The 22,110-nt window shown below is 44.4% G+C and carries 27 protein-coding genes; all 27 read right to left on the bottom strand.

Annotated features, from left to right (window positions below):
- Positions 1-9: 9 nt before the first annotated feature.
- Positions 10-1,434: an Asp-tRNA(Asn)/Glu-tRNA(Gln) amidotransferase subunit GatB gene (gene gatB / locus ACEYV4_RS01700; protein WP_373841713.1), complete on the bottom strand. Its 1,425-nt coding sequence runs from the start codon at positions 1,432-1,434 to the stop codon at positions 10-12.
- A 1-nt stretch (position 1,435) separates the two neighbouring features.
- The gene (gene gatA / locus ACEYV4_RS01695; protein WP_373841712.1) at positions 1,436-2,908 is read right to left on the bottom strand and encodes an Asp-tRNA(Asn)/Glu-tRNA(Gln) amidotransferase subunit GatA; all 1,473 of its coding nucleotides are present in this window, start codon (positions 2,906-2,908) and stop codon (positions 1,436-1,438) included.
- On the bottom strand, positions 2,908-3,225 hold the full coding sequence (gene gatC / locus ACEYV4_RS01690) for an Asp-tRNA(Asn)/Glu-tRNA(Gln) amidotransferase subunit GatC (protein WP_373841711.1): 318 nt from the start codon (positions 3,223-3,225) through the stop codon (positions 2,908-2,910). The genes gatA and gatC overlap by 1 nt, the downstream gene beginning before the upstream one ends.
- 136 nt (positions 3,226-3,361) lie before the next feature.
- Positions 3,362-4,477, bottom strand: coding sequence for a CamS family sex pheromone protein (locus tag ACEYV4_RS01685; RefSeq protein WP_373841710.1), 1,116 nt, complete (start codon positions 4,475-4,477; stop codon positions 3,362-3,364).
- 3 nt (positions 4,478-4,480) lie between these two features.
- On the bottom strand, positions 4,481-6,523 hold the full coding sequence (ligA, locus tag ACEYV4_RS01680; RefSeq protein WP_373841709.1) for an NAD-dependent DNA ligase LigA: 2,043 nt from the start codon (positions 6,521-6,523) through the stop codon (positions 4,481-4,483).
- A 17-nt stretch (positions 6,524-6,540) separates the two neighbouring features.
- Positions 6,541-8,805 carry a DNA helicase PcrA gene (pcrA, locus tag ACEYV4_RS01675; protein ID WP_373841708.1) on the bottom strand — a complete coding sequence of 755 codons (2,265 nt, stop codon included), beginning with the start codon at positions 8,803-8,805 and terminating at the stop codon, positions 6,541-6,543.
- Positions 8,806-8,936: 131 nt separating this feature from the next.
- Complete coding sequence (locus tag ACEYV4_RS01670; RefSeq protein WP_373841707.1) at positions 8,937-10,109, bottom strand: ATP-grasp domain-containing protein; 1,173 nt, start codon at positions 10,107-10,109, stop codon at positions 8,937-8,939.
- A gap of 16 nt (positions 10,110-10,125) precedes the next feature.
- Positions 10,126-10,701 (bottom strand): xanthine phosphoribosyltransferase, encoded by a 576-nt coding sequence (locus ACEYV4_RS01665; protein WP_373841706.1) that lies wholly within the window; start codon positions 10,699-10,701, stop codon positions 10,126-10,128.
- Positions 10,702-10,721: 20 nt separating this feature from the next.
- The gene (locus ACEYV4_RS01660) at positions 10,722-11,348 is read right to left on the bottom strand and encodes a glucosaminidase domain-containing protein (protein WP_373841705.1); all 627 of its coding nucleotides are present in this window, start codon (positions 11,346-11,348) and stop codon (positions 10,722-10,724) included.
- Between the two features lie 171 nt (positions 11,349-11,519).
- A complete protein-coding gene (rpsI, locus tag ACEYV4_RS01655) occupies positions 11,520-11,921 on the bottom strand; it encodes a 30S ribosomal protein S9 (protein WP_373841704.1) in 402 nt (133 codons plus the stop codon).
- Between the two features lie 7 nt (positions 11,922-11,928).
- Positions 11,929-12,372, bottom strand: coding sequence for a 50S ribosomal protein L13 (gene rplM / locus ACEYV4_RS01650; RefSeq protein WP_373841703.1), 444 nt, complete (start codon positions 12,370-12,372; stop codon positions 11,929-11,931).
- A 109-nt stretch (positions 12,373-12,481) separates the two neighbouring features.
- A complete protein-coding gene (truA, locus tag ACEYV4_RS01645) occupies positions 12,482-13,237 on the bottom strand; it encodes a tRNA pseudouridine(38-40) synthase TruA (protein WP_373841702.1) in 756 nt (251 codons plus the stop codon).
- Positions 13,224-14,045: an energy-coupling factor transporter transmembrane protein EcfT gene (locus ACEYV4_RS01640; protein WP_373841701.1), complete on the bottom strand. Its 822-nt coding sequence runs from the start codon at positions 14,043-14,045 to the stop codon at positions 13,224-13,226. The genes truA and ACEYV4_RS01640 overlap by 14 nt, the downstream gene beginning before the upstream one ends.
- A complete protein-coding gene (locus ACEYV4_RS01635) occupies positions 14,038-14,901 on the bottom strand; it encodes an energy-coupling factor transporter ATPase (RefSeq protein ID WP_373841700.1) in 864 nt (287 codons plus the stop codon). Before ACEYV4_RS01635 ends, ACEYV4_RS01640 begins: the two co-directional genes overlap by 8 nt.
- Complete coding sequence (locus ACEYV4_RS01630) at positions 14,877-15,704, bottom strand: energy-coupling factor transporter ATPase (protein ID WP_373841699.1); 828 nt, start codon at positions 15,702-15,704, stop codon at positions 14,877-14,879. The genes ACEYV4_RS01635 and ACEYV4_RS01630 overlap by 25 nt, the downstream gene beginning before the upstream one ends.
- A 217-nt stretch (positions 15,705-15,921) precedes the next feature.
- On the bottom strand, positions 15,922-16,305 hold the full coding sequence (gene rplQ, locus ACEYV4_RS01625) for a 50S ribosomal protein L17 (RefSeq protein ID WP_373841698.1): 384 nt from the start codon (positions 16,303-16,305) through the stop codon (positions 15,922-15,924).
- Positions 16,306-16,337: 32 nt separating this feature from the next.
- The gene (locus tag ACEYV4_RS01620) at positions 16,338-17,282 is read right to left on the bottom strand and encodes a DNA-directed RNA polymerase subunit alpha (protein WP_373841697.1); all 945 of its coding nucleotides are present in this window, start codon (positions 17,280-17,282) and stop codon (positions 16,338-16,340) included.
- 82 nt (positions 17,283-17,364) lie between these two features.
- Positions 17,365-17,754: a 30S ribosomal protein S11 gene (gene rpsK / locus ACEYV4_RS01615; RefSeq protein ID WP_373841696.1), complete on the bottom strand. Its 390-nt coding sequence runs from the start codon at positions 17,752-17,754 to the stop codon at positions 17,365-17,367.
- 25 nt (positions 17,755-17,779) lie between these two features.
- Positions 17,780-18,160: a 30S ribosomal protein S13 gene (gene rpsM, locus ACEYV4_RS01610; protein ID WP_373841695.1), complete on the bottom strand. Its 381-nt coding sequence runs from the start codon at positions 18,158-18,160 to the stop codon at positions 17,780-17,782.
- Positions 18,161-18,190: 30 nt separating this feature from the next.
- Positions 18,191-18,310: a 50S ribosomal protein L36 gene (gene rpmJ, locus ACEYV4_RS01605; protein WP_003714521.1), complete on the bottom strand. Its 120-nt coding sequence runs from the start codon at positions 18,308-18,310 to the stop codon at positions 18,191-18,193.
- A gap of 43 nt (positions 18,311-18,353) precedes the next feature.
- Positions 18,354-18,572 (bottom strand): translation initiation factor IF-1, encoded by a 219-nt coding sequence (gene infA, locus ACEYV4_RS01600; RefSeq protein WP_003664537.1) that lies wholly within the window; start codon positions 18,570-18,572, stop codon positions 18,354-18,356.
- Positions 18,573-18,705: 133 nt separating this feature from the next.
- The gene (locus tag ACEYV4_RS01595) at positions 18,706-19,362 is read right to left on the bottom strand and encodes an adenylate kinase (protein WP_373841694.1); all 657 of its coding nucleotides are present in this window, start codon (positions 19,360-19,362) and stop codon (positions 18,706-18,708) included.
- On the bottom strand, positions 19,359-20,678 hold the full coding sequence (secY, locus tag ACEYV4_RS01590; protein WP_373841693.1) for a preprotein translocase subunit SecY: 1,320 nt from the start codon (positions 20,676-20,678) through the stop codon (positions 19,359-19,361). Before secY ends, ACEYV4_RS01595 begins: the two co-directional genes overlap by 4 nt.
- A 1-nt stretch (position 20,679) precedes the next feature.
- The gene (gene rplO, locus ACEYV4_RS01585) at positions 20,680-21,114 is read right to left on the bottom strand and encodes a 50S ribosomal protein L15 (protein WP_373841692.1); all 435 of its coding nucleotides are present in this window, start codon (positions 21,112-21,114) and stop codon (positions 20,680-20,682) included.
- Positions 21,115-21,146: 32 nt separating this feature from the next.
- The gene (gene rpmD, locus ACEYV4_RS01580) at positions 21,147-21,329 is read right to left on the bottom strand and encodes a 50S ribosomal protein L30 (RefSeq protein WP_047767366.1); all 183 of its coding nucleotides are present in this window, start codon (positions 21,327-21,329) and stop codon (positions 21,147-21,149) included.
- Between the two features lie 14 nt (positions 21,330-21,343).
- Positions 21,344-21,853, bottom strand: coding sequence for a 30S ribosomal protein S5 (gene rpsE, locus ACEYV4_RS01575; RefSeq protein ID WP_373841691.1), 510 nt, complete (start codon positions 21,851-21,853; stop codon positions 21,344-21,346).
- A gap of 22 nt (positions 21,854-21,875) precedes the next feature.
- Positions 21,876-22,110, bottom strand: a 235-nt coding sequence (gene rplR, locus ACEYV4_RS01570; protein ID WP_373841690.1) for a 50S ribosomal protein L18, incomplete at its 5' end; no start/stop codon positions are given.

Here is a 22,110-nt window from a genome sequence, read left to right as displayed (position 1 = left end):
CCTCCTAACTTACATATTGGTCAGTGATTGCTTCAACAACTTGGTAACGATCTGCGGGTTGGCCTTCCCATGGGTCTGCTTCATGATCTGGCCCATCAGGTAACCAAAGGCCCGGTTCTTACCATTCTGGTAGTCTTCAACGGATTGCTGGTTGTTAGCCAAGGTGTCATTAACAATTGGCTGCAATTGGGCTGGATCAGATATTTGAACCAGGCCGTGTTCCTTGGCATAAGCACTTGGCTTTTCACCATTCATGATTCCCTTGAAGACTTTCTTAGCCATCTTGGAAGAAATTGTTCCATCGTCAATCAGCTTAACCATCCCGGCCAAGTGGTCAGGAGTCAGCTTAGTTTGTGGCAGGTCCAGGTGTTTATCATTCAGGTAAGAGTTAACATCGTTCATCAGGTAGTTAGCAACCCGCTTTGGATCGCCACCATCCTTGACGGCCGCCTCAAAGAAGTCGGACATTTCCTTGGTCTGTGTCAGAACCATGGCATCGTAATCGGTCAATCCCAGGTCATCAACATAGTGCTGACGCCGTTCACCCGGCATTTCTGGCATCTCGGACTTGATTTCGTTGATCCAGTCATCACTAACATTGAGGTCCGGAATATCTGGTTCTGGGAAGTAACGGTAATCATCGGCACCTTCCTTAGAACGCATGGCAACCGTAGTGCCGGTCGGTTCATCATATCGCCGCGTTTCCTGGGCAATATGACCACCAGACAACAGAATGTTTTGGTGACGTTTCTCTTCGAAGGACAGGGCCTTGTGAACGTAGTTAAAACTGTTGATGTTCTTCATTTCAGTCTTAGTACCGAACTTATCAGAACCAACCGGCCGAATGGAGATGTTAGTGTCGACACGCATCGATCCTTCTTCCATCTTCACATCAGAAATTCCAGTAAACTGGATCCGTTGCCGAAGAGCTTCCAGGTAAGCCACGGCTTCGTCTGGTGAAGAAATATCTGGTTTAGAAACAATTTCAATCAGTGGCGTTCCCTGCCGGTTGAGGTCAACATAAGAATACTTACTGGTGTGGGTGTTCTTACCAGCATCCTCTTCAATGTGCAGTTCTTCGATCCCAATCTTTTTCTTCTTGCCGTTAACTTCGATTTCAATCCAGCCATCATGGGCAATCGGCGTATCAGACTGGGTAATCTGGTAAGCTTTCGGGTTGTCCGGATAGAAATAGTTCTTTCGGTCAAAGTGCATGTGGTGGGCAATCTGGGCGTGCAAGGCTAAGCCAGCCATGATTCCGTCACGAACCACCCCTTTATTCAGGGTTGGCAACGTTCCGGGGTATCCCCAATCAATCACATTAGTATTTTCATTAGGCTGGTCACCGTATTCTACCGGTGAGGGACTATAAATTTTGGAATTAGTCTTTAATTCCACGTGGACTTCGAGCCCAATCGTAGTTTGAAAGTTCATCTTAGTTTTGACCCCCTAACTTCGGTGCTTTCTTGTGAAAGTCAGTGGTTTGTTCAAAGACGTAACCAGCGTTGTAGATCGTCTGTTCATCAAATGGCTTCCCAATGATTTGCAGGCCAACTGGCATTCCGTTTTTGGCAGAGAAACCAGCCGGAACGGACATCGATGGTAGGCCGGCCATGTTAACTGGTACGGTCAGGACATCGTTCATGTACATCTTCTTTGGATCGTCAACTTTTGAACCAATCTTGAAGGCCGTTGAAGCATCCGTAGCCCCAAGGATCAGGTCATGGTTCTTGAAGACATCATCAAAGTCTTGAGCAATCAAACGCCGAACCTTCGCAGCCTTGTTGAAGTAAGCATCATAGAAACCAGCAGACAGGGAGAAGGTTCCTAACATGATCCGTCGTTTAACTTCTTCACCAAAGCCTTCAGTCCGAGAACGGACGTAAACATCTTCCAGGTTCTTAACATCCTTGGCCCGATAACCATAACGAATCCCGTCATACCGTTGCAGGTTTGAACTAGCTTCAGAGGAAGCCAAAATATAGTAAGCTGAAACACCATACTTGGTATGTGGCAGGGTAACTTCATCAATGATTGCACCGAGAGACTCAAGGTGATCTAGAGCTGCCTTGATAACATCGTGAACATCATCGTCTAAGTCATCAAAGTATTCCTTTGGTACGGCAATCCGTAACCCCTTAACACTAGTGCTGTCATTCAAGTTGGCAGCCCAATCAGGAACCTCCTTCAAAGAAGAGGTCATGTCATGAGGATCATTACCAGCAATTAAGGCGGTCAGATAGGCATTGTCTTTAACGGTCCGGGTCAACCAGCCAACCTGGTCAAAACTTGAACCAAAGGCAATGATTCCCCACCGGGAAACTCGACCATAGGTAGGCTTCATCCCAACAACACTATTAAATGATGCTGGCATCCGAATCGAACCACCAGTATCAGTACCCAAGGCACCTAAGACATCACCCGCGGCCACGGCAGCAGCAGAGCCACCTGAAGAACCACCGGGTACCCGAGTCAGATCCCATGGGTTATGGGTGGTAAAGAAGGCGGAGTTTTCCGTTGAAGAACCCATGGCAAATTCATCCAGGTTGGTCTTTCCTACATTGATAAAACCAGCCTTGTTCAGTCGTTCAATCACCGTTGCATCATAAACTGGGTTGAAGTTAGCCAGGATCTTGGAAGCGGCCGTGGTCTTCAAGCCCTTAGTCAAAATATTATCCTTGACTGCCAAAGGAACCCCGGCAACTAATTGTTGGTCCGCAATTCCCTTTTGGTCAATTTCTTGGGCCCGCTTCAAAGCGGCATCTTCGTTTAAGGTCAAAAAGGCCTTAACCTGATCATCATTACTTTTAATGTGATCAAAGGTTTCTTTAGTCAGTTCGGTGGCACTGATCTTTTTATTGACCAAGTCACTATGTAACTGGGTCAGATCGGTTTGATAAAAATCCATTATTCGCCGTCCTCACTTTCATCAATGATTGCTGGAACTCTAATATAACCGTCATCAGTGTCCGGTGCATTCTTTAGGATCGCTTCTCGTTCTTCCTTTGAAGATCTAACAGCCCGATCCTCACGCATGACGTTAACCCGATCAGTGGCCGAGGTCATTGGTTTAACGTCCTCGGTATCAACTGCCTTGAGGTCTTCAAACATGTCAATAATGCTTCCTAATTGAGTGGTAAACTTGCCAAGCTCTTCCTTAGGAAACTCTAGCTTGGCTAGTTCAGCAACGTGTTGTACTTGTTGCTCAGTGATTTTACTGGCCATTCTCTCTACCTCTTTTCCAGTATTTTGTTTACATACATTCATTAATTTTAGCACAGAATACTGGTAATTTTCAGCAAAGACAGTCATTAACAAACAATCAGCCCGTCAATCGACGAGCTGATTGTTACTAAATATATTAATATGACGTCAAAACATGTGTCTGGAAGGTATCAGATCCACTATTCCGGTAAACAATCGCCTGCATCTGGGAATCAGATTGAATTCGAATGTCAATTGGAACCCCGTGTGGTAAGTACTTCTTGGCCGCCCGAGCAATATATTGGGTGAAACTGGTGATTTCAGACTGACTGTAGAATTGAGTAGTAACGGTAATGTGCATCCCGTTCAACTGACCATTCTTGTACTGAGCCTGGGCAGTAACCCCACTCAGGTTCGGGAAGAAGCTCTGAATCTGGCTCTTAAAGTTTGAGAAACTGTCATTATCGGTCTGATTAGCACTGTTGGTAGAATTCGTACCGGAGGCCTTTGGCAGAACCATCGTCTTGTAATTTAACTTATGCCAATTGCTTAGCGTATCACCATTGTTCTTGCTATAAGCGAAGAAACTTCCACCAACCAGGCTATCATCCGGTGCCTGCTTGTAGAGGGCAATTACGATTGGCACATCGCCAACACCTGGTTTTTGTCGAACTCGCTTGAGAACCTTGGCAGCAGCGATTCTTCCTTGCTGCTCAACTTCCGCATCACTGATCTTCTTAGTAAAGTTCGGGCCACCAGTCTTCTTCTGATAATTGTACTCGGAGTTGATCCCAATTCCAATTGTCATTCCCTTAAGCTTCATTGAGTTGCCACTTTCTGTCATATAGTCCTGCTCCTCAATCTGCTGAACATAGACTGGATTAGGATCGCTCTTCTTACCTTGAGCAGGGTTTAAACCATTCGGATTATTCTTCGTCTTTCGCCCCAACCAAGCCTCTAGGGTATTGGTATTCAGGTACTGTCCCTCTTGGAAGATATAACTCTTAGGTGAAAAGACCTGTTTAGAAACCTCGGTCAACCCATTTTCAAAACTCTTCAGGTTATATTGGTTATCATTTTGGGAAACATTAATTCCACGGGCCTTACTGGTCTTATACCGACCATTTTGGATGACTCCCTGGTAGGCACCACTACTCGTCCCAGTCGTCGTGTAGTTTTTCGACGATTTATTGCCAAAGCCACACGAGGCCAATACAAAGGTACTCATCAAGATAACCGTGGCCGTTGTTAACTTCTTTAATTTTGCATTCACGATTTACTTATCCTCCTGCATTGCCTGACGAAACCGGTCTTCGTCCCAGACCGTAATTCCGAGATCCTGGGCCTTAGTCAGCTTGCTTCCCGCCTTCGCCCCAGCAATGACAATATTAGTTTTCTTTGAAACACTTCCGGTAACCTTAGCCCCATGGTCTTCTAGCCATTGCTTGGCCTCACCACGGGTCATCTCTGCCAGTTTTCCGGTCAAAACGACCCGCCGGCCATTCCACGGACTATCAGTATCAACACTTGTTGTACTAGGCCCTTGGTAGGTAAAGTTCACACCAACGGACCGCAATTCTTCAATTAAGTCCGTTACCTGTGAATTAGCAAAATAGGTATGAACACTCTCACCAATAATAGGGCCAATGCCATCCACGCTGGCAACCTCATCAGCCGAGGCCGCCATCAGGTGGTCAAGATCACCAAAATGGGCCATAATCTGCCGCGCTGCCTTAGCGCCGACATGACGAATGCCTAAGCCAAATAACAGGCGTTCGACAGAATTATTACGACTATTATCAATTGATGTCAATAGGTTAGTCGCCGATTTATTCCCAAATTTATCTAAAGTTAATAATTGGTCGTGAGTAAGGTGATATAAGTCAGCCACGTCACGCACCATTTTCTTATCCCAAAGTTGCTGAATAATCTTCGGACCGAGGCCGTCGATATTCATCGCATTTCGAGAAGCAAAGTGCGCTAACCCTTCCTTGAGCTGAGCGGGGCACATCGGGTTAATACACCGCAAGGCTACTTCATCGTCAAGGTGAACTAGCTTAGCCCCACAGACCGGACAAGTAGTCGGAATGACGTATTGCTGACTGTTGGCTGGCCGCTTCTTAAGGTCAACACGGGAAATTTCAGGAATAATGTCACCGGCCTTGTGCAGGTAAACAGTATCACCGAGCCGAATATCTTTTTCCCGCAAGTAATCAGGGTTGTGAAGTGAGGCCCGACTCACTGTGGTTCCTGCTAATTGGACCGGATCCATTACAGCCGTTGGGGTAACATTGCCGGTACGGCCAACTGTCCAAACGATCTTTCGAACAATAGTAGCTTGTTCTTCCGGTGGAAACTTATACGCAATCTCCCACCGTGGTACCTTAACCGTATTCCCCAATGCCGTTTCAGTGGCAAGGTCATTAACCTTTTCCACAATCCCATCAATTCCATACGATAACTGATCGCGTTTAGCTGTGTACTCAGCGATGTAATCAGCAATCTCTTTTTTAGAGTGAACTACTCGGTTGGTCGGATTGACGGTGAAGCCGAGTTCGCGCATTCGGTCTAATGATTCGGCCTGAGTTGTCACTCCTAGTTTTTGATACTCTGGCACGTAATACATAAAAGTAGCCAGGTCGCGCTTAGCTGTTACTTGCGGATCAAGCTGACGTAGACTACCAGCCGCCGCATTCCGAGGATTAGCAAAGACGGGTTGACCTGCCGCTTCACGCTCCTGATTTAATTTAACGAAGGACGCCTTGGGCATATAGCATTCACCACGAAATTCGAGGCTTAATGGTTCTGGCAGCTCATGAGGGACGGACTTGATCGTCATTACATTAGCGGTCACGTCCTCGCCAATCGTCCCGTTGCCCCGGGTCGAGCCCTGGACGAGTTTACCATCTTCATAGACCAACGATAACGATAGACCATCAATCTTTAACTCTAAGTTGTATTCCGGTTCTACTGTCACGTCACCGTTATCCTGTTGACGCTGGTTAAAATCCATTAATTCATCGACTGAGAAAACATCCCCCATCGACAACATCGGAATTGCGTGACGGACCTTGGTCAATTGGGTTGTCACTTGGCCCCCGACCCGTTGTGTTGGTGAGTCGGGAGTCTTTAATTCAGGAAACTTAGCCTCCAGCTCCACCAATCGTTGGTAGGCCCGGTCATAAACATAATCCTCAACCGTCGGATTATCCTGTTCGTAGTATTCTTTTCCCCACTGGGTTAGTTGCTTACGCAGGGGCCCAATCTCTTGTTTAGCCGCAGCTAGACTGAGCTGACTAACCGGTGTTTGCTGATCCATTTTTTATGACCCCTTCCTTAACTTACCTTAGTTATTGGGGCAAAACTCGCAAGTAACCGTTTGACACCTTCTTGTGGAAAAGCGATGTCTAATTCCATATCGGTGCCGGTCCCACTGACTTTGACAACGGTTCCTTGTCCCCATTTCTTATGAGTAACCTTATCACCGGTCTTCCAGCTAACCTTATCGGCTCCGGTTCCGGTATTAGTCACTGGCGCTTTCTTTCTGCCAGCATCTCGGTAATGATGACGGTGATGATAAGTTGTAGCGGTAGCGGAGGTCTTACCGAATGGCAATTGTCGTTCACTCAATTTGTCATCATCATTGCTATTTTCATATTGTAGCAGGTCGGGATTGATTTCTTTAACAAAACGGGATGGTTGGTTCCGTTGAATTCGACCATATAACAACCGAGAATAAGCATTGGTCAGGTAAAGTTTCTTCTTGGCCCGGGTAATACCAACGTAGGCCAACCGCCGTTCCTCTTCCAATTCATCATCTTCCAAGACAGCCCGAGAAAGCGGGAAGATCCCTTCTTCCATACCAACTAAGAAGACAATTGGAAATTCTAGTCCCTTCGCCGCGTGCAAGGTCATTAAGGTTACGGCTGGAGCCTGTTCATCAACATCATCTTGGTCGGAAACTAAGGCTAAATCCGCTAAGAAATTGGTAATCTTTTGGATATTATCATCATTATCATCTTTGTGTTGCTGGTCGTATTCCTGCGTTACCGACTTGAATTCATCAAGGTTTTCCTGACGAGCCTGAGATTCCAGACTATTAGCTTTTCTGAGCATCTTGTTGTAACCACTGAGTTCCAAGATTTGGTCAGTCAAATCGGTCAGGTTTAAGAACTCGGCTTGCTTAGTTAATTTTTTCATCAAATCACCAAATGCGGCGATCTTGTTCCGCGTTCGGGTTGTGATTTGGGTGGCCGTATCGACGTTTTCAGCGGCTTCTAGCATGGACCAGTGGTAACCCTGGGCAAATTCCCGCAGGTGATCAACACTCGTCATTCCGATTCCCCGCTTAGGCGTATTAACGACCCGCTCAAAACTCATCGAATCTTGGGGGTTCGCGATCAATGTCAGGTAAGCCAACACATCACGAATTTCTTTTCGGTCATAGAATTTATGTCCACCGACCATCGTGTAAGGCACACTGGATTTTAAGAAAGTCTCTTCAATTACCCGCGACTGCGCATTGGTCCGGTAAAGGATCGCAAAATCGTTATAGTGATAGCCATGCTTTTGCCGTTCTTCATTGATTTTGGCAACAATAAATTGGGCTTCGTCATGCTCACTTTGGGCCCGGTAATAGGAAATCTTCTCTCCCTTACCATTTTCAGTCCACAGCTTTTTCTTCTTTCGGTTAACGTTATTAGCAATCACGTCATTAGCGGCATCCAAGATTGTTTGGGTAGACCGGTAATTTTGTTCCAGCATTACCGTCTTGGCCTGGGGATAATCATGCTCAAAGTTTAAGATATTGTTCATGTTGGCACCTCGCCAACCATAGATACTCTGGTCGGCATCCCCGACAACGCAGATATTTTGGTATTTTCGCGCCAATAGGTTCACTAATCGGTATTGAGCATCATTAGTATCCTGGTATTCATCCACGTGAATGTAATGAAACTTGTCTTGATAAAATTCAAGGGTTTCCTGGTCGGACTCAAAGAGCTCAATTGTCTTCATAATCAGGTCATCAAAGTCAAGGGCCTGGTTAGCCGTCAATTCCTGCTGATAAAGTTTATATGCCCGCGCTACCATGTTTTCAAACGGCGAACTGGCCTTGTCACTGTACTGAGCAGGAGTTAGCAGAGCATTTTTAGCATTTGAGATTGCACTGAGAATGCTACGGGGATCAAACTTCTTGGTATCAATATTGAGTTCCGCACAGATCCGTTTCATTAACGTCCGTTGCTCACTGGTATCGGCAATCGTAAAGGCTCGATTATAGCCAATTTTCTCGATATCTCGCCGTAGAATCCGCACACAGAGAGCATGGAAGGTTGAAACCCAGACATCACGAGCACTTTCCCCAAGTAATTTGCCGACCCGTTCTTGCATTTCCTTAGCAGCCTTATTGGTAAAGGTAATCGCCAGAATGTTCCATGGCAACACTCCGTTATGTTCAATTAGGTAGGCTACCCGGTGAGTCAGTACCCGAGTCTTACCGGAACCTGCACCGGCCATGACAAGCAGGGGCCCTTCCGTGGTTTTAACCGCTAATGCCTGCTTATCATTCATTCCCTCTAAAAGCTCTTGACTATTATTCACGCCGTTACCGTCCTCTCTAAAAAATGATCGGCTAATATTATACCAAATAATCAGCAATGATGTTATCTATCTATTCGTGAATTGAAAAGCAAAAAAGCAGTGGCTCATCTGTCACTGCTTAAATATTGAAATCATTCCTGCTGGTTAGACTGCCCGTTATCTTTCTTTTCGGTAACCGGTTCTTGCCAGACTTCCGTATCATCTACTTGATTTTCCAGGTCAACTAGGTTCGTACTGCCGGTTACCCAAACGAAGCCCAGAATACTTTGGTCGTCTCCCTCTTCATCATTGAAGAAACGAAACTGCCAATTATTTTTCAATAACCACTGCCGTTGAATGGCAACCTGTTGGTACTTACGAACAACCATCAACAGTCCAGTTTGTAAAGGCTGAATCAGGTGCAACGGCATCCCGACCGTTGCTCGAACCTGCTCTTCATATTGGTCAACATTAGTTGTCGTATCATAAACGTTAGCAATGGAGGTCAAACCTAGTTCAATATTCTTAACATAAAGGGTCCCAGTTCCCGTAACGTAAAAATTAATTGAAAAGATTCCCCGATATTGCAAAGAATTAGCAACACTTTTTACGATCCGTTGCATTTCCTTCAACAAGTCATCTTGAACCTCTGCCGGAGCAGCAACGGAGATCAACTGACGATTGGCATTAAAGTGCAATTTAGCTAATGGAAAGATCTCGGTATCCTGGCCATCAGTCGCAGCAGTTAACGTATATTCACTGGTATGATCAATCCATGATTCCAACAGGTAGGTTCCAGTATCAATGAAATCGGCTGCCCTAGTGATATCGGACTGACGCTTAATAATCATCGACTGTTCACCTAATCCCCGCTGAATTGGTTTTAGGAGGGCTGGGTAACCGATCGAGTCAATTGATTGATAGACATCATCAAGGCTAACGACGGTCACGTACGGAGCAATATTAATATTAACCTGGTCCAAAAAGGCCCGTTCCATTAATCGGTCTTGAACAATTTCCAAACCATTAATTCCCTGCGGAACAATAGCATACTGACTGAGATAGCGAAGAACTCGCGAATCAACACTAGGGGTCTGATAGATAACAGCATCACAACTCTGTCCAAACTGGGTTAACTTAATCTTATCGTTATAAGCACCGATGATCGTTTCATCAGCCATCTTAGTGATTGCCGGTTGGGCATGGTCATCATATACCACTACGTTAAAGCCAGCCTTCTTTGCCGCCGCAATCAATGCTCCCCCATTCCGATTAACGGCAATAATACCCAAAGTACTTCCCGGGTAAATAGCAGTTCTACTCATACATAAACTCCCCTTATTAATTGTCCATAAATTCAATTGAGTTATTTGCCAAAGACTTGATTCGGGCCAATGATTCCAGACGGATTCCCCGGTCCTTAAGTTCTTTAGCACCCGGTTGGAAGCTCTTTTCAATCACAATACCGGCACCAGCAACAGTCACGCCAGCCTGATCAGCGATTTCTAACATTCCTTCAACTGCCTGACCATTTGCCAGGAAGTCGTCAATTAACAACACTTTATCTTTCGGCGAAACATATTTCTTAGAGATTGAAATTCGGTTAGTAGTTTTTTTAGTGTAAGAATAAACGTCAGCCACGTACATATCGTGGTTAAGGGTTAAACTCTTGTGCTTTCGTGCAAAAATTACCGGCACTTTCATCGCTAAACCAGTCATGACCGCTGGTGCAATGCCAGAAGATTCTACGGTCCAAACCTTGGTGATGCCCTCATCCTTAAACAACTTGGCAAATTCTTGACCAATATGCAACATCAAGACAGGATCCACCTGGTGGTTCAGAAAAGCATCAACTTTCAGAACATTACCAGGCAGCACGGTTCCGTATTCCCTTATTTTTTCGTTTAATTCACGCATTAATTCTTACCCCTTTTTAATTATTTATCATAATTATATAACTTATAGGCCTTAATTACCGAAATTAATTTTTGGGCATAGTTAGGATCTGTCGCATAGCCGGAATCTTGCAAAGCCTTAGCTGCTTCCTGATAATTAGCTGCTTTAACAACTCGATCATAATTTTGCTGGTTAGTATCTGTTCCATTCATCATCAACCTAGTATGGTCTTTAATTGAATCACTCCAACTGTCATAAACACGAAAACGACCCTTCGTGACAATCCACTTGCCATTGATGTATTCCTTAGTAGTCAACTCTCGAGAATTAGGGCCGGTTCCCTTGATTCCAAATAAGTTATGATACTGGGAAGCCAGCCTACTAGTCCCCCATTGTGATTCAAGAATTGCCTGAGCAATCGTGATCGAAGCATAAACATGGTAAGTATTCTGCATTGCCTGAGCTTCCGGGGCCACCTGGGTAATGAAACGCTGCTTGGCTTGCCGGTCATGCTTTTGCATTTGTTGCTCAATTCGCTGTTGATTCCAAATTCGATAAAAGTGGTGACCAATATATACACCTAAGAAAACGGCAATTACTACTAAGATCCAGACAAGTGTCCGTGTTTTTGAGTTTCTTTTTTTCTTCCTGTTGCTCCGTTTTGCCAAAAGAAGGCCTCCTTTATCCTACTAATTTTTTATTGTAGCAAAGAACCTCTTATTTGACGCCACTTTTAAAAAAAATTAAAAATCTTGTCAAAATAAATCAATACTAAATCTAACAAAAAAAGCACCAGTCCTTGCTGGTGCTTTTGATATTGAAAGCGATAATCGGAAATATTAACGCTTACTGAATTGAGCAGCCTTACGAGCCTTCTTCAGACCTGGCTTACGACGTTCCTTCATCCGAGGGTCACGAGTCAAAAGACCGGCCTTCTTCAGAGCGTCACGGAAGTCAGGGTCAACGCTGAGTAATGCACGGGCAATTCCGTGACGAACAGCGCCACATTGACCGGAGAAGCCACCACCATTGATGTTCGCAATAACATCATATTGACCGTTAGTCTTGGTAACGTCAAATGGTTGGTTAACGATAGCACGTAAGTTGGCAAATGGAATGTAGTCTTCAATTGCCTTGCCGTTCATCGTAATCTTACCTGAACCTGGTACTAAGCGAACACGTGCGGTTGCATCCTTACGCCGACCAGTACCACTGTATTGTACTTGTTGAGCCAATTCCATTCCCTCCTTAAATTAAGTTCGTGATGTCAAGTGTTTCAGGCTTTTGAGCAGCATGACTATGGTCTTCACCAGCGTAAACATGCAGCTTTAAGCCCATCTTATGACCAAGAGAGTTGTGTGGAAGCATACCCTTAATGGCAGTTTCTAACAGCTTTTCTGGTTCCTTAGCACGAAAGTCACCAGCAGTCCGTGACTTCAAACCACCAGGGTAGTCTGAGTGACGGTAATACATCTTCTTAGATGCTTTCTTACCAGTTAACTTAACTTGTGCGGCGTTGATAACGATGACGTTGTCACCAGTGTCAACGTGTGGAGTAAATGTTGGCTTGTTCTTACCACGCAGAATTGATGCGACGACGGTTGCCAGACGACCCATTGGGACGTTCTTAGCATCGACAACGTACCACTTGCGATCAACTTCACCAGGTTTTGCGATGTATGTCGTTCTCACGATTAAGTCCTCCAATTTTGTTTTTCTTTTACATATAATAGTGTACCGAGTTATTAGATGGAAAAGAAATACCAAGCATTAGTATACCTTTTTCTCCCTTGATCGTCAATCATTTTCCATAATCTACTGAAACAAGGTATAAGCCACTTGCCGGAGCAGTCATTCGCGCTTCAGTTCGGTCTTTGGCTGCTAGGACTCGTTTAACATCCGATACTGGTCGTTGATTACTACCAACTTCAAGTAAAAAAGCCACCATGATTCGAATTTGATTATAAAGAAAACCATTACCAGTAAATTCAAAAACAACCTCGTTATTAGTTTTGTCCCGACGAATGGTAATTGCATAAACCGTTCGTACATTACTCTTGGCCTGACTCCCTGAAGCAACAAAACTGGTAAAGTCATGCTCACCAATAAAATCATGAGCGGCTTGACGCATTTTATTAATATCAAGCGGGTATTTAAAGTGGGCAGTGTAGTTACGCTTAAAGGGATTGACAAATTCTCCTTGATCGACCCGGTAACGATAGGTCTTGCGATGAGCACTATACCGGGCATGAAAACTACTATCCACCAATTCTGCTTTCTTTACCAGAATATCGAGTGGCAATAAACTGTTCAGGGCCTTACGCATTGACTCATTAGTCAGGTGATAAGGAAGGTCAAAATGTGCCACCTGGTTAAGAGCATGTACACCGGCATCAGTTCGTCCAGAACCAATTACCGGAATTGGTGGATCCGGATGTTTAGCAATCTTATTTACCGCATTTTTCAAGGTTTGCTCCACTGTTCGCTTGTGCGGTTGAATTTGAAAACCAAAAAAATTTGTGCCGTCGTAAGCAAAAGTAATTTTATAACGATACAAACGCAAAAGCACCTCCTCTGATTAGAAATAAGACACAAGTGACCATTACCATGATCAACAGAGTAATCGTGTCTTGATACCGCCAATGCAGTTGCCGATAATGGGTTCGGGGAGCATCAGGATCGTAACCCCGGGCTTCCATGGCTGTAGCTAGGTCTTCGGCTCGCTTAAAAGAATTGACGAAGAGTGGAATTAGTACTGGAATCAAATGGCGAGCCCGCTGAAGAAGGCCTCCCTGATGAAAGTTCATCCCCCGGGAGCGTTGGGCATTGGTGATCTTGCCTGCTTCATCCATGATCGTCGGGATAAAGCGCAGGGCAATTGAAAGCATCAAAGTCAGTTGGTTCACCGGCACTTTTATAATCTTCAACGGTTGCATATACCAATCCAAGCCATCAGCAATTCGCAATGTCGGTGTAGTAGCGGTTAAGACCGTTGATGCCGTGATAATTACCATGAAACGATAAAAGATGATCAGTGAGTTGATTAGGCCATCATGCGTGATTGACATAATGCCCCAGTGCCAATACATCTTGCCCCCGCTACTAAAAAGAATCTGAAAGGCAACGGTAATAATAATAACCCAGGCAAGCGGTCGGATCCCCTGCCAATACTGATTAAAACCAACTCGACTAAGCAAAATTGCCACCAGAAGGCCAGCAAGAAGCCACAAACTGGTGCCAAGACTATTGGCAAAGAAAACTAAGATTACGTACCAAATACACATTAAAAGCTTCATCCGCGGATCAAGGCGGTGCAATGGTGAATTAACTGGGACATAGGAGCCAAAGACGATCTTATTATTCAATCTGCCGCCCCCTTAACCGGGTTACCAATTGGTCAGCCAAGGCTGTCATGCTCATTGTCGGCGGTAAAGTAACTCCGGCCCTACCTAGCTGGTGATTAATTTGAACCGCCGCTGGCATGTTCAGATGATTGGCCACCAGAAAATTAGGATCTGCAAAAATGACTTGTGGTGGGGCCGCCTTTACCAAGTGGCCATGATTCATAACCACCACTTGGTCAGCATATTGTGCAACTTGATCCATCTGGTGGGTGATTAGCAAGATTGTTGTCCCCTGGGCATGCAAGTGGGCAATATTAGTCATCAATTGGTGAGTAGCCATCGCGTCTAGACCAGCCGTTGGTTCATCTAAAATTAAAATTGCTGGTCGCATTGCAAGGACTCCGGCGATTGCCACCCGGCGCATTTGTCCACCTGATAATGAAAACGGTGACCGTGATTTTAGTGTCTGAGGCAAGCCTACTAGGTCAAGCGCATCATGAACTGCTTGCTTGACCTTTGCCGCTGACCAGCCGAGGTTAGTTGGACCGAAGGCGATATCAGTTTCCACATTCTCCGCAAAAAGCTGTTGCTCAGGAAATTGGAAAACATAGCCGACATGCCGACGCAGGCGACTCAATTCCTGGGCTGAAGAACTTGCTCCAACCACAACCGACCCAACACGAATTGTTCCCTTCGTTGGGCGAATCAAGCCATCAATCAATGAAACTAAAGTCGACTTACCACTGCCAGTATGACCAACAATTCCAACGTAACTACCTGCTTTAATTGTCAGCTTAACCTGGTCCAAGGCCTGGCGGGTAGAGAAGTCCGAATAGCTAAAACTAACATCTTTTATTTCAATTGCTGGCTTAACCATTCAACCATCTCCTTCACCGTAAAATATCGGAGCGGCACAGAAATTCCCCGTTCAACTAACTGCTGACGAAGAGCTTGACCAGCCGGGACGCCGACTCCAATTTTTTGTAATAACGGCACATCTTGCAGAACCTCAGCCGTGGATCCTTGACGAATTATTTTACCACTCTCTAGTACTACCAAGCGATCGGCAATTGCCATTTCATTTGGATCATGAGTAATCGAGATAATAGTGAATTGCCGGCGGGTGCGGAGTCGTTGCAAAAGTGAAAGAACCAATTGTCGACCAGCTGGATCTAACATGCTTGTCGCCTCATCCAAAATAATCACTTGTGGACGTAGCGCTAGAATTCCGGCAATCGCTACTCGCTGCTTCTGGCCACCCGAAAGCATTGCGGGTTCACTGGTAGTTAATGCTTCCATTCCTACTTCCGCAAGTGCTTGTTGAATCCTAGAATGCATCTTTTCACGCGGCACCTGTCGATTCTCTAGGCCAAAGGCAACGTCATCAGCCACCGTAGCTCCTACAAATTGATTGTCAGGATTCTGAAAGACAATTCCTACCTGCTGATGGACCTTAGTTAGATTTTCTTCAGTAACCGGGAGTGAACCAATGGTGATTTGACCATGTTGGGGTACTAAAAGGCCATCGATCAGACGAACTATAGTGCTTTTACCACTACCATTCCGACCAATTAAGGCCGTCCATTTACCAGCCGGAAAGCTAAGATCGACCCCATCGAGAATCGGGCTCTCAGCATTAGGATATTGAAATTGAATATCTTTAAGCGTCACCGCATCCACGATTTGCTGTCCCTTCTTTTAATAGTCTAATACCATTATTTTAGCAAAAAAATGTGTTTGAAACAGCAAAATTGCTTTAAACTAAAAAATCACTTACCACCGGGGTGCGCAGGGTTTCTGCATTCGAACTAGACTAGGGATTGCTCCCACCATCGTAACGCTCTATACCACCGATGATAGTGATTCTTTATTACGTATTTAGTTTTCGCCTGACTAACTAGTCAACGAGTTCCAAAATAACCATTGGTGCACCGTCACCACGACGAGGCATCGTCTTCAAAATTCGTGTATAGCCACCTTTACGGTCGGCATACTTTGGTGCTATTTCTTCAAACAAGTGTTGAAGTGCAGATTGAATCCGAATGTTGTCGCCATCTTCCTTTACATCAGCAACAACGTTCCGCATAAATGCAGCAGCCTTACGACGGGAATTAAGATCGCCATGCTTGGCAAGTGTAATCATCTTGTCAGCAGTCTTACGAACTTCCTTTGCCCGTGATTCAGTCGTGGTAATTTGACCATTAACAATTAAATCAGTAGTTAAATCACGTAATAAAGCTTTACGTTGTGAACTAGTACGTCCTAATTTACGGTAACTCATAAAGTGGTTCCCTCCTTTGCAAGTGGTGTTTATTAATCATCCTGGCGGAATGAAAGGCCAAGATCACTTAACTTAAGCTTAATTTCTTCTAGTGACTTCTGACCAAGGTTCCGAACCTTCATCATGTCCGGAACAGTTCGATCAGTCAATTCCTTCACGGTGTTAATGCCGGCCCGCTTTAAACAGTTATAAGAACGAACGGAGAGATCCAACTCTTCGATTGTCATTTCCAGCATCTTTTCCTTGTGGGTTTCTTCCTTCTCAACCATCACTTGAGCATTCTGAGCTTCCTCAGTCATGTCAACAAACATCTTCAAATGTTCAGTTAAGATCTTAGCACCCAAACTCACCGCTTCGGTTGGTGTCAATGAACCGTCAGTCCAAACATCCAAAGTCAACTTATCATAATCGTTACGTTGACCAACCCGTGCATTTTCGACAGTGTAGTTTACACGTTCAATTGGGGTATAGATGGAGTCAATTGGTAAAACACCAATGGCCAGATCATCCATCCGGGCCTTGTTATCATTAGCAGAAAGGTAACCACGACCTTTATCAGCTGTCATCTTAATGTGTAACTCAGCACCATCAGCAACAGTCGCAATATGGAGATCAGGGTTTAAAACCGTGACGTCACCATCACCTTGAATATCACCAGCGGTTGCTTCAGCAGGCCCCTTAACATCAAGCTCAAGATCCTTTTGATCTTCAGAATTAATCTTTAAGGAAACCTTCTTAAGATTTAAGATAATTTGGGTTACATCTTCAGTAACCCCTTTGACAGTGCTAAATTCATGTAAAACCCCATCGATTTGCATGCTGGTAATTGCTGCACCCGGAAGTGAAGCCAGCAGCACACGACGTAATGAATTACCAAGAGTGGTTCCATAACCACGCTCAAGTGGTTCTACAACAAACTTGCCGTAGTTATCAGTCTCTTCAACTTTGTGAATGTTTGGCTTTTCAAATTCGATCATTCTATCCCCGTACCCCTTTCAAAACGTGGTTCGCATTTGAGACGAAAAGGCAATTGATGAAAAACAAGTCCAACAATGTCAATTAAACACGACGACGCTTTGGAGGACGAGAACCATTATGTGGAACTGGCGTTACATCCCGAATGGCAGTAACTTCTAGACCAGTTGCTTGTAGGGCACGAATAGCAGATTCACGACCAGAACCTGGACCCTTAACTTCAACTTCAACAGTCTTCATACCATGTTCCATTGCTTGCTTAGCAGCAGCTTCTGATGCCATTTGAGCGGCAAATGGGGTGGACTTCCGTGAACCCTTAAAGCCTAAAACACCGGCTGATGACCAAGCAACAGCATTACCTTGAACATCGGTAATCATGATCAAAGTATTGTTAAACGTTGAGTGAATGTGTGCGACACCAGTTTCAACGTTCTTTTTTGCACGACGCTTACGCGTACCTCTTTTGGTTGCCATAAACTAACTAACCTCCTTCTCTAGATTATTTTGGTGAGTTACTGATCTTCTTACCAGCAATTGCAACGGCCTTACCCTTACGAGTCCGGGCGTTGTTCTTCGTATGCTGACCACGAACTGGCAGACCACGACGATGACGCATCCCACGGTAAGAACCCATTTCTTCTAGCCGCTTGATGTTCATAGAAACTTCACGTCGCAAGTCACCTTCAACTTCAATTTGGTCAACTTGTGCACGAATCTTTTCCTCTTGATCTGGAGTCAGATCACGAACACGAACATCTTCTGAGACGCCAGCCTTTTCTAGGATCTTCTGTGCACGGGAATTACCAATACCGTAAATATATGTTAAGCCGATTACAATTCGCTTGTCACGTGGTAAATCGACACCTGCAATACGAGCCATTTAATTACACCTCCATTCTAATTATTTTAATTACTTACCTTGACGCTGCTTGTGCTTAGGGTTAGCAGAGCAAATAACCATAACACGCCCATGACGCTTAACGATCTTGCAGTGCTCACACATCCGCTTGACTGATGGTCTTACTTTCATTATTAAATCCTCCTAGAGAGTTATTTCTGTTACAATTACTACTTTACTTAAACCGGAAAGTAATCCGACCCTTAGTCAGATCATATGGAGACATTTCAACCTTTACCCGGTCACCTGGTAGGATCTTGATATAGTGCATCCGGATCTTACCAGAAACGTGAGCTAAAATTTCCGCACCATTTTCCAGTTCAACTTTAAACATTGCATTAGGCAAAGTTTCAGTAACTTTACCTTCTACTTCGATTACATCGGCTTTTGCCACGAAATGGTTCCTCCTTGCCTAATCAAGAAAATTACGTAAAAACGGTGGAAAGTGCTGCCACTTCCCACTGTCAGCTAGATAAACCTTGCTTAGTTTAGCATAACTAACTGCACTTCGCAAGGTATAACCCCAATTAAAGGCTAGTGAGCACTTTCTTGACATCGACATAGACCTGGTCAATATCCTGTTGACCATCGATCGTGTGCAAAATACCTTGCTTTTGGTAGTAATCTACCAGTGGTGTATTTAACTTGATGTTAACATTCAGACGATTTTTAACCGTTGCCGGTTTATCATCTTCACGTTGGTAGAATTCGTGGCCGCCACAAACATCACAAGTTCCAGCCACCTTGGTTGGATTATAAATCTTGTGGTAAGTTGCTCCACACTTGCGACAGATATACCGACCGCTTAACCGTTGAACCAATACTTCAGGCTTTACATGAATATTGATAACAGCATCTAACTTGCGATCACTCTCTGCTAACATCTTATCCAGTGCCTCAGCCTGGTTAAGGTTTCGTGGAAAACCATCTAACATGAAGCCTTTACTAGTATCATCTTGTGCTAATCGTTCCTTAACGACACCATTAGTAACTTCGTCCGGAACTAATTCACCTTTATCGATGTACTTCTTAGCTTCAAGTCCCATTGGTGTTTCGTTCTTGATTGCCGCACGGAAGATGTCCCCCGTTGAAATATGGGGAATATCAAAATCTTCTACAATCTTTTGTGCTTGCGTACCTTTACCAGCACCTGGCAAGCCCATTAAGACAAGATTCATACTCATTTGCCATTTCCTCCTTCAGGTTCACGAATAAATCCGATATATTCACGCTTCATTGTCAAACCATTTAATTGCCGAACAACATCCAACGCAATTTGAACAATAATTAGCAGGCTAGTCCCACCAAGACCAATTGATTGACTAAGGTTCCAAATATTGCTGGCAACCAATGGGATCAATGAAATCAAGCCTAGAAAAAGAGAACCAACCGTACTTAAGCGCATCAATAATGCTGAAACGTAATCCTGCGTTCCTCTTCCAGGACGAATACCGGAAATATAGCTTCCTTGCTTCTGAAGATTTTCAGCAAGCTTTTCGGGATTAACCTGAACAAAGGCGTAGAAAAAGGTAAAGACAACAATCAACAGAATATAAAGAGTGATTCCTGGCCCAGATTGCATATTAAAGATAGTTGATAGAACCTGATACCAAGTATCACCGCCATGACTCTGCTGGAACGCCATTAATATTGTTTGTGGCGTTGAAATAAATGAACCAGCAAAGATAACTGGAATAACTCCAGAAACATTAATCTTAAGTGGTAGATAACTACTTGATGGTGAAGTGGTTGTCCGACGAGTATACTGAATTGGCAGCCGTCGTTCGGCTTGTTGAACCCAAGTAACAAAGGCTACAATAATAATTAGAGCAATTGCTACTAAGACAATAAATCCGATCCCCATCCAAAGAGCAGAACCAGATTCACCAACAATTTGATCGTCCCAGAGTTGCCGAATTCCACTCGGCATCTGTGCAACAATCCCGGCAAAAATGATAACAGAAACCCCGTTACCAAGGCCACGTTCCGTAATCATATCACCCATCCAAGTAGCAAACATGGTACCTGCAGTTAAGATCAAACCAATCGTTAAATAAGTCTGAGCATTAGGATGATTAACCAAGTGGATCGAACTTAATGCATTAAAACCGGCAGTAATTCCGATTGACTGGATAAAGCCCAAAACAATCGTTAACCACCGGGTTGCCTGATTCAACTTTCGCCGTCCGACTTCACCCTGTTTACTCCATTCAACAAACCGCGGAACAATATCCATTTGCAGCAGTTGAACAACAATTTGGGCAGTGATGTATGGTGAAACTCCCATCGCAAATAACGAATAGTTTTCCAGGCCACCACCACTAAACGTATTGAGGATCGATGCTAACCCTGTCGAGGAAATATTCTGTAAAGCTGCAGCATTAACTCCGGGAACAGTGATTGCCGCCCCAATCCGATAGACGATTAACACAAACAAGGTAAAAAAGATTTTCTTACGAATATCTTTAACCTTGAATGCATTTTTGACGGCTGTGAACAAATTACATCACCTCAGTTTTACCGCCGGCAGCTTCAATTGCAGAAACTGCAGAAGCGGAAAACTTATTAGCCTTAACAGTTAACTTCTTCTCAAGCTTACCACTGCCAAGAATCTTAATACCACTCTTCAGGTTCTTAACCAAACCACTCTCAACAAGAACTTGTGGGGTAACTTCAGTTCCATCATCGAACTTGTTCAGTGCTGCTAAGTTAACAATGGCATATTCTTTCCGATTGATGTTAGTAAATCCACGCTTTGGAATTTGCCGGTAAAGTGGCATCTGGCCACCTTCAAAGCCCAAACGAGTCTTACCATGAGCCTTTTGACCCTTTGTACCACGGCCAGAAGTAAAACCATGACCGGATGAAAGGCCACGACCCTTACGAAGACGGTTTGAACGAGAACCTGCAGCAGGTTTCAATTCATTTAACTTCATTTAGTAGGCACCTCCTTATTATTTAATTGTAATTACTTAACTTCTTCAATTGAAACTAAGTGTGCAACCTTGAAAATTTGACCACGTGTTGCGGCATTGTCCGGCAAAATGTTAGAACTACCGATCTTACCAAGGCCCAATGCTTTAACTGTCTTTCGTTGGGTTGGTTCACGGTGGGCAACACTGTGGATTAAGGTAACTTTAACTTTAGCCATAATTAGTGCCCTCCTTAATCTGCTAAGTGGTCAACTGAAACGCCACGAAGTTGAGCAACTTCTTCAGCGCTCTTTAATTGCTTCAAACCTTCAAACGTTGCACGAACAACGTTAATAGGAGTATTTGAACCAAGACGCTTTGAAGTAACATCGGCGATCCCAGCAAGATCCATTACGTTCCGTACCGCACCACCGGCGGTAACTCCAGAACCTTCAACGGCTGGCTTAAGTAAGATCTTGCCACCGCCATAATTACCAATTACTTCGTGGGGAATCGTCGTTCCAACGATCGGTACAGCAATCAAGCTCTTTTCAGCAGCAGCTTGAGCCTTCCGAATGGCTTCTGGAACTTCTTGTGCCTTACCAGTACCGAAACCAACGTGACCCTTACGATCACCAACGATAACTAAGGCAGCAAAACGCATCCGACGACCACCTTTAACAACCTTGGTAATCCGGTTGATGGCAACAACTTGATCGTCTAAGTCCAACTTTGCTGGATCAATGAATTCTGATGATGTCATTGCAGGTTATTCCTCCTTCTCTTTAGAATTTAAGTCCGTTTTCACGAGCAGCGTCAGCTAAAGCTTCAACACGGCCATGGTAAAGATAACCACCACGGTCAAAGACAACATTAGAAATGTTCTTTGCAGCAGCACGTTTGGCGATTAATGCACCAACACCACTAGCTTGCTCAGTCTTTGTCTTACCACTAACTTCACTGTCCATTGTGGAGGCACTTGCGAGCGTCACACCCTTTACGTCATCAATTAATTGAGCG

Origin of the sequence: Limosilactobacillus sp., from assembly GCF_041859915.1 — a bacterium.
Classification (GTDB): Bacteria; Bacillota; Bacilli; order Lactobacillales; family Lactobacillaceae; genus Limosilactobacillus.
Note: the sequence above shows the minus strand (reverse complement) of the source record. Positions and strands in the feature narration are given on the sequence as shown.

Coding starts and splice junctions, on each gene's coding strand:
- ACEYV4_RS01595 (WP_373841694.1), bottom strand. CDS start 19,362: ATGAGTATGAATCTTGTCTTAATGGGCTTGCCAGGTGCTGGTAAAGGT.
- ACEYV4_RS01665 (WP_373841706.1), bottom strand. CDS start 10,701: ATGCGTGAATTAAACGAAAAAATAAGGGAATACGGAACCGTGCTGCCT.
- rpsI (WP_373841704.1), bottom strand. CDS start 11,921: ATGGAATTGGCTCAACAAGTACAATACAGTGGTACTGGTCGGCGTAAG.
- rplQ (WP_373841698.1), bottom strand. CDS start 16,305: ATGAGTTACCGTAAATTAGGACGTACTAGTTCACAACGTAAAGCTTTA.
- gatB (WP_373841713.1), bottom strand. CDS start 1,434: ATGAACTTTCAAACTACGATTGGGCTCGAAGTCCACGTGGAATTAAAG.
- rpsE (WP_373841691.1), bottom strand. CDS start 21,853: ATGACATCATCAGAATTCATTGATCCAGCAAAGTTGGACTTAGACGAT.
- rpmD (WP_047767366.1), bottom strand. CDS start 21,329: ATGGCTAAAGTTAAAGTTACCTTAATCCACAGTGTTGCCCACCGTGAA.
- rpmJ (WP_003714521.1), bottom strand. CDS start 18,310: ATGAAAGTAAGACCATCAGTCAAGCGGATGTGTGAGCACTGCAAGATC.
- rpsM (WP_373841695.1), bottom strand. CDS start 18,160: ATGGCTCGTATTGCAGGTGTCGATTTACCACGTGACAAGCGAATTGTA.
- ACEYV4_RS01635 (WP_373841700.1), bottom strand. CDS start 14,901: ATGGTTAAGCCAGCAATTGAAATAAAAGATGTTAGTTTTAGCTATTCG.
- rplO (WP_373841692.1), bottom strand. CDS start 21,114: ATGAAGTTAAATGAATTGAAACCTGCTGCAGGTTCTCGTTCAAACCGT.
- ligA (WP_373841709.1), bottom strand. CDS start 6,523: ATGGATCAGCAAACACCGGTTAGTCAGCTCAGTCTAGCTGCGGCTAAA.
- ACEYV4_RS01670 (WP_373841707.1), bottom strand. CDS start 10,109: ATGAGTAGAACTGCTATTTACCCGGGAAGTACTTTGGGTATTATTGCC.
- gatC (WP_373841711.1), bottom strand. CDS start 3,225: ATGGCCAGTAAAATCACTGAGCAACAAGTACAACACGTTGCTGAACTA.
- gatA (WP_373841712.1), bottom strand. CDS start 2,908: ATGGATTTTTATCAAACCGATCTGACCCAGTTACATAGTGACTTGGTC.
- ACEYV4_RS01620 (WP_373841697.1), bottom strand. CDS start 17,282: ATGATCGAATTTGAAAAGCCAAACATTCACAAAGTTGAAGAGACTGAT.
- rpsK (WP_373841696.1), bottom strand. CDS start 17,754: ATGGCAACCAAAAGAGGTACGCGTAAGCGTCGTGCAAAAAAGAACGTT.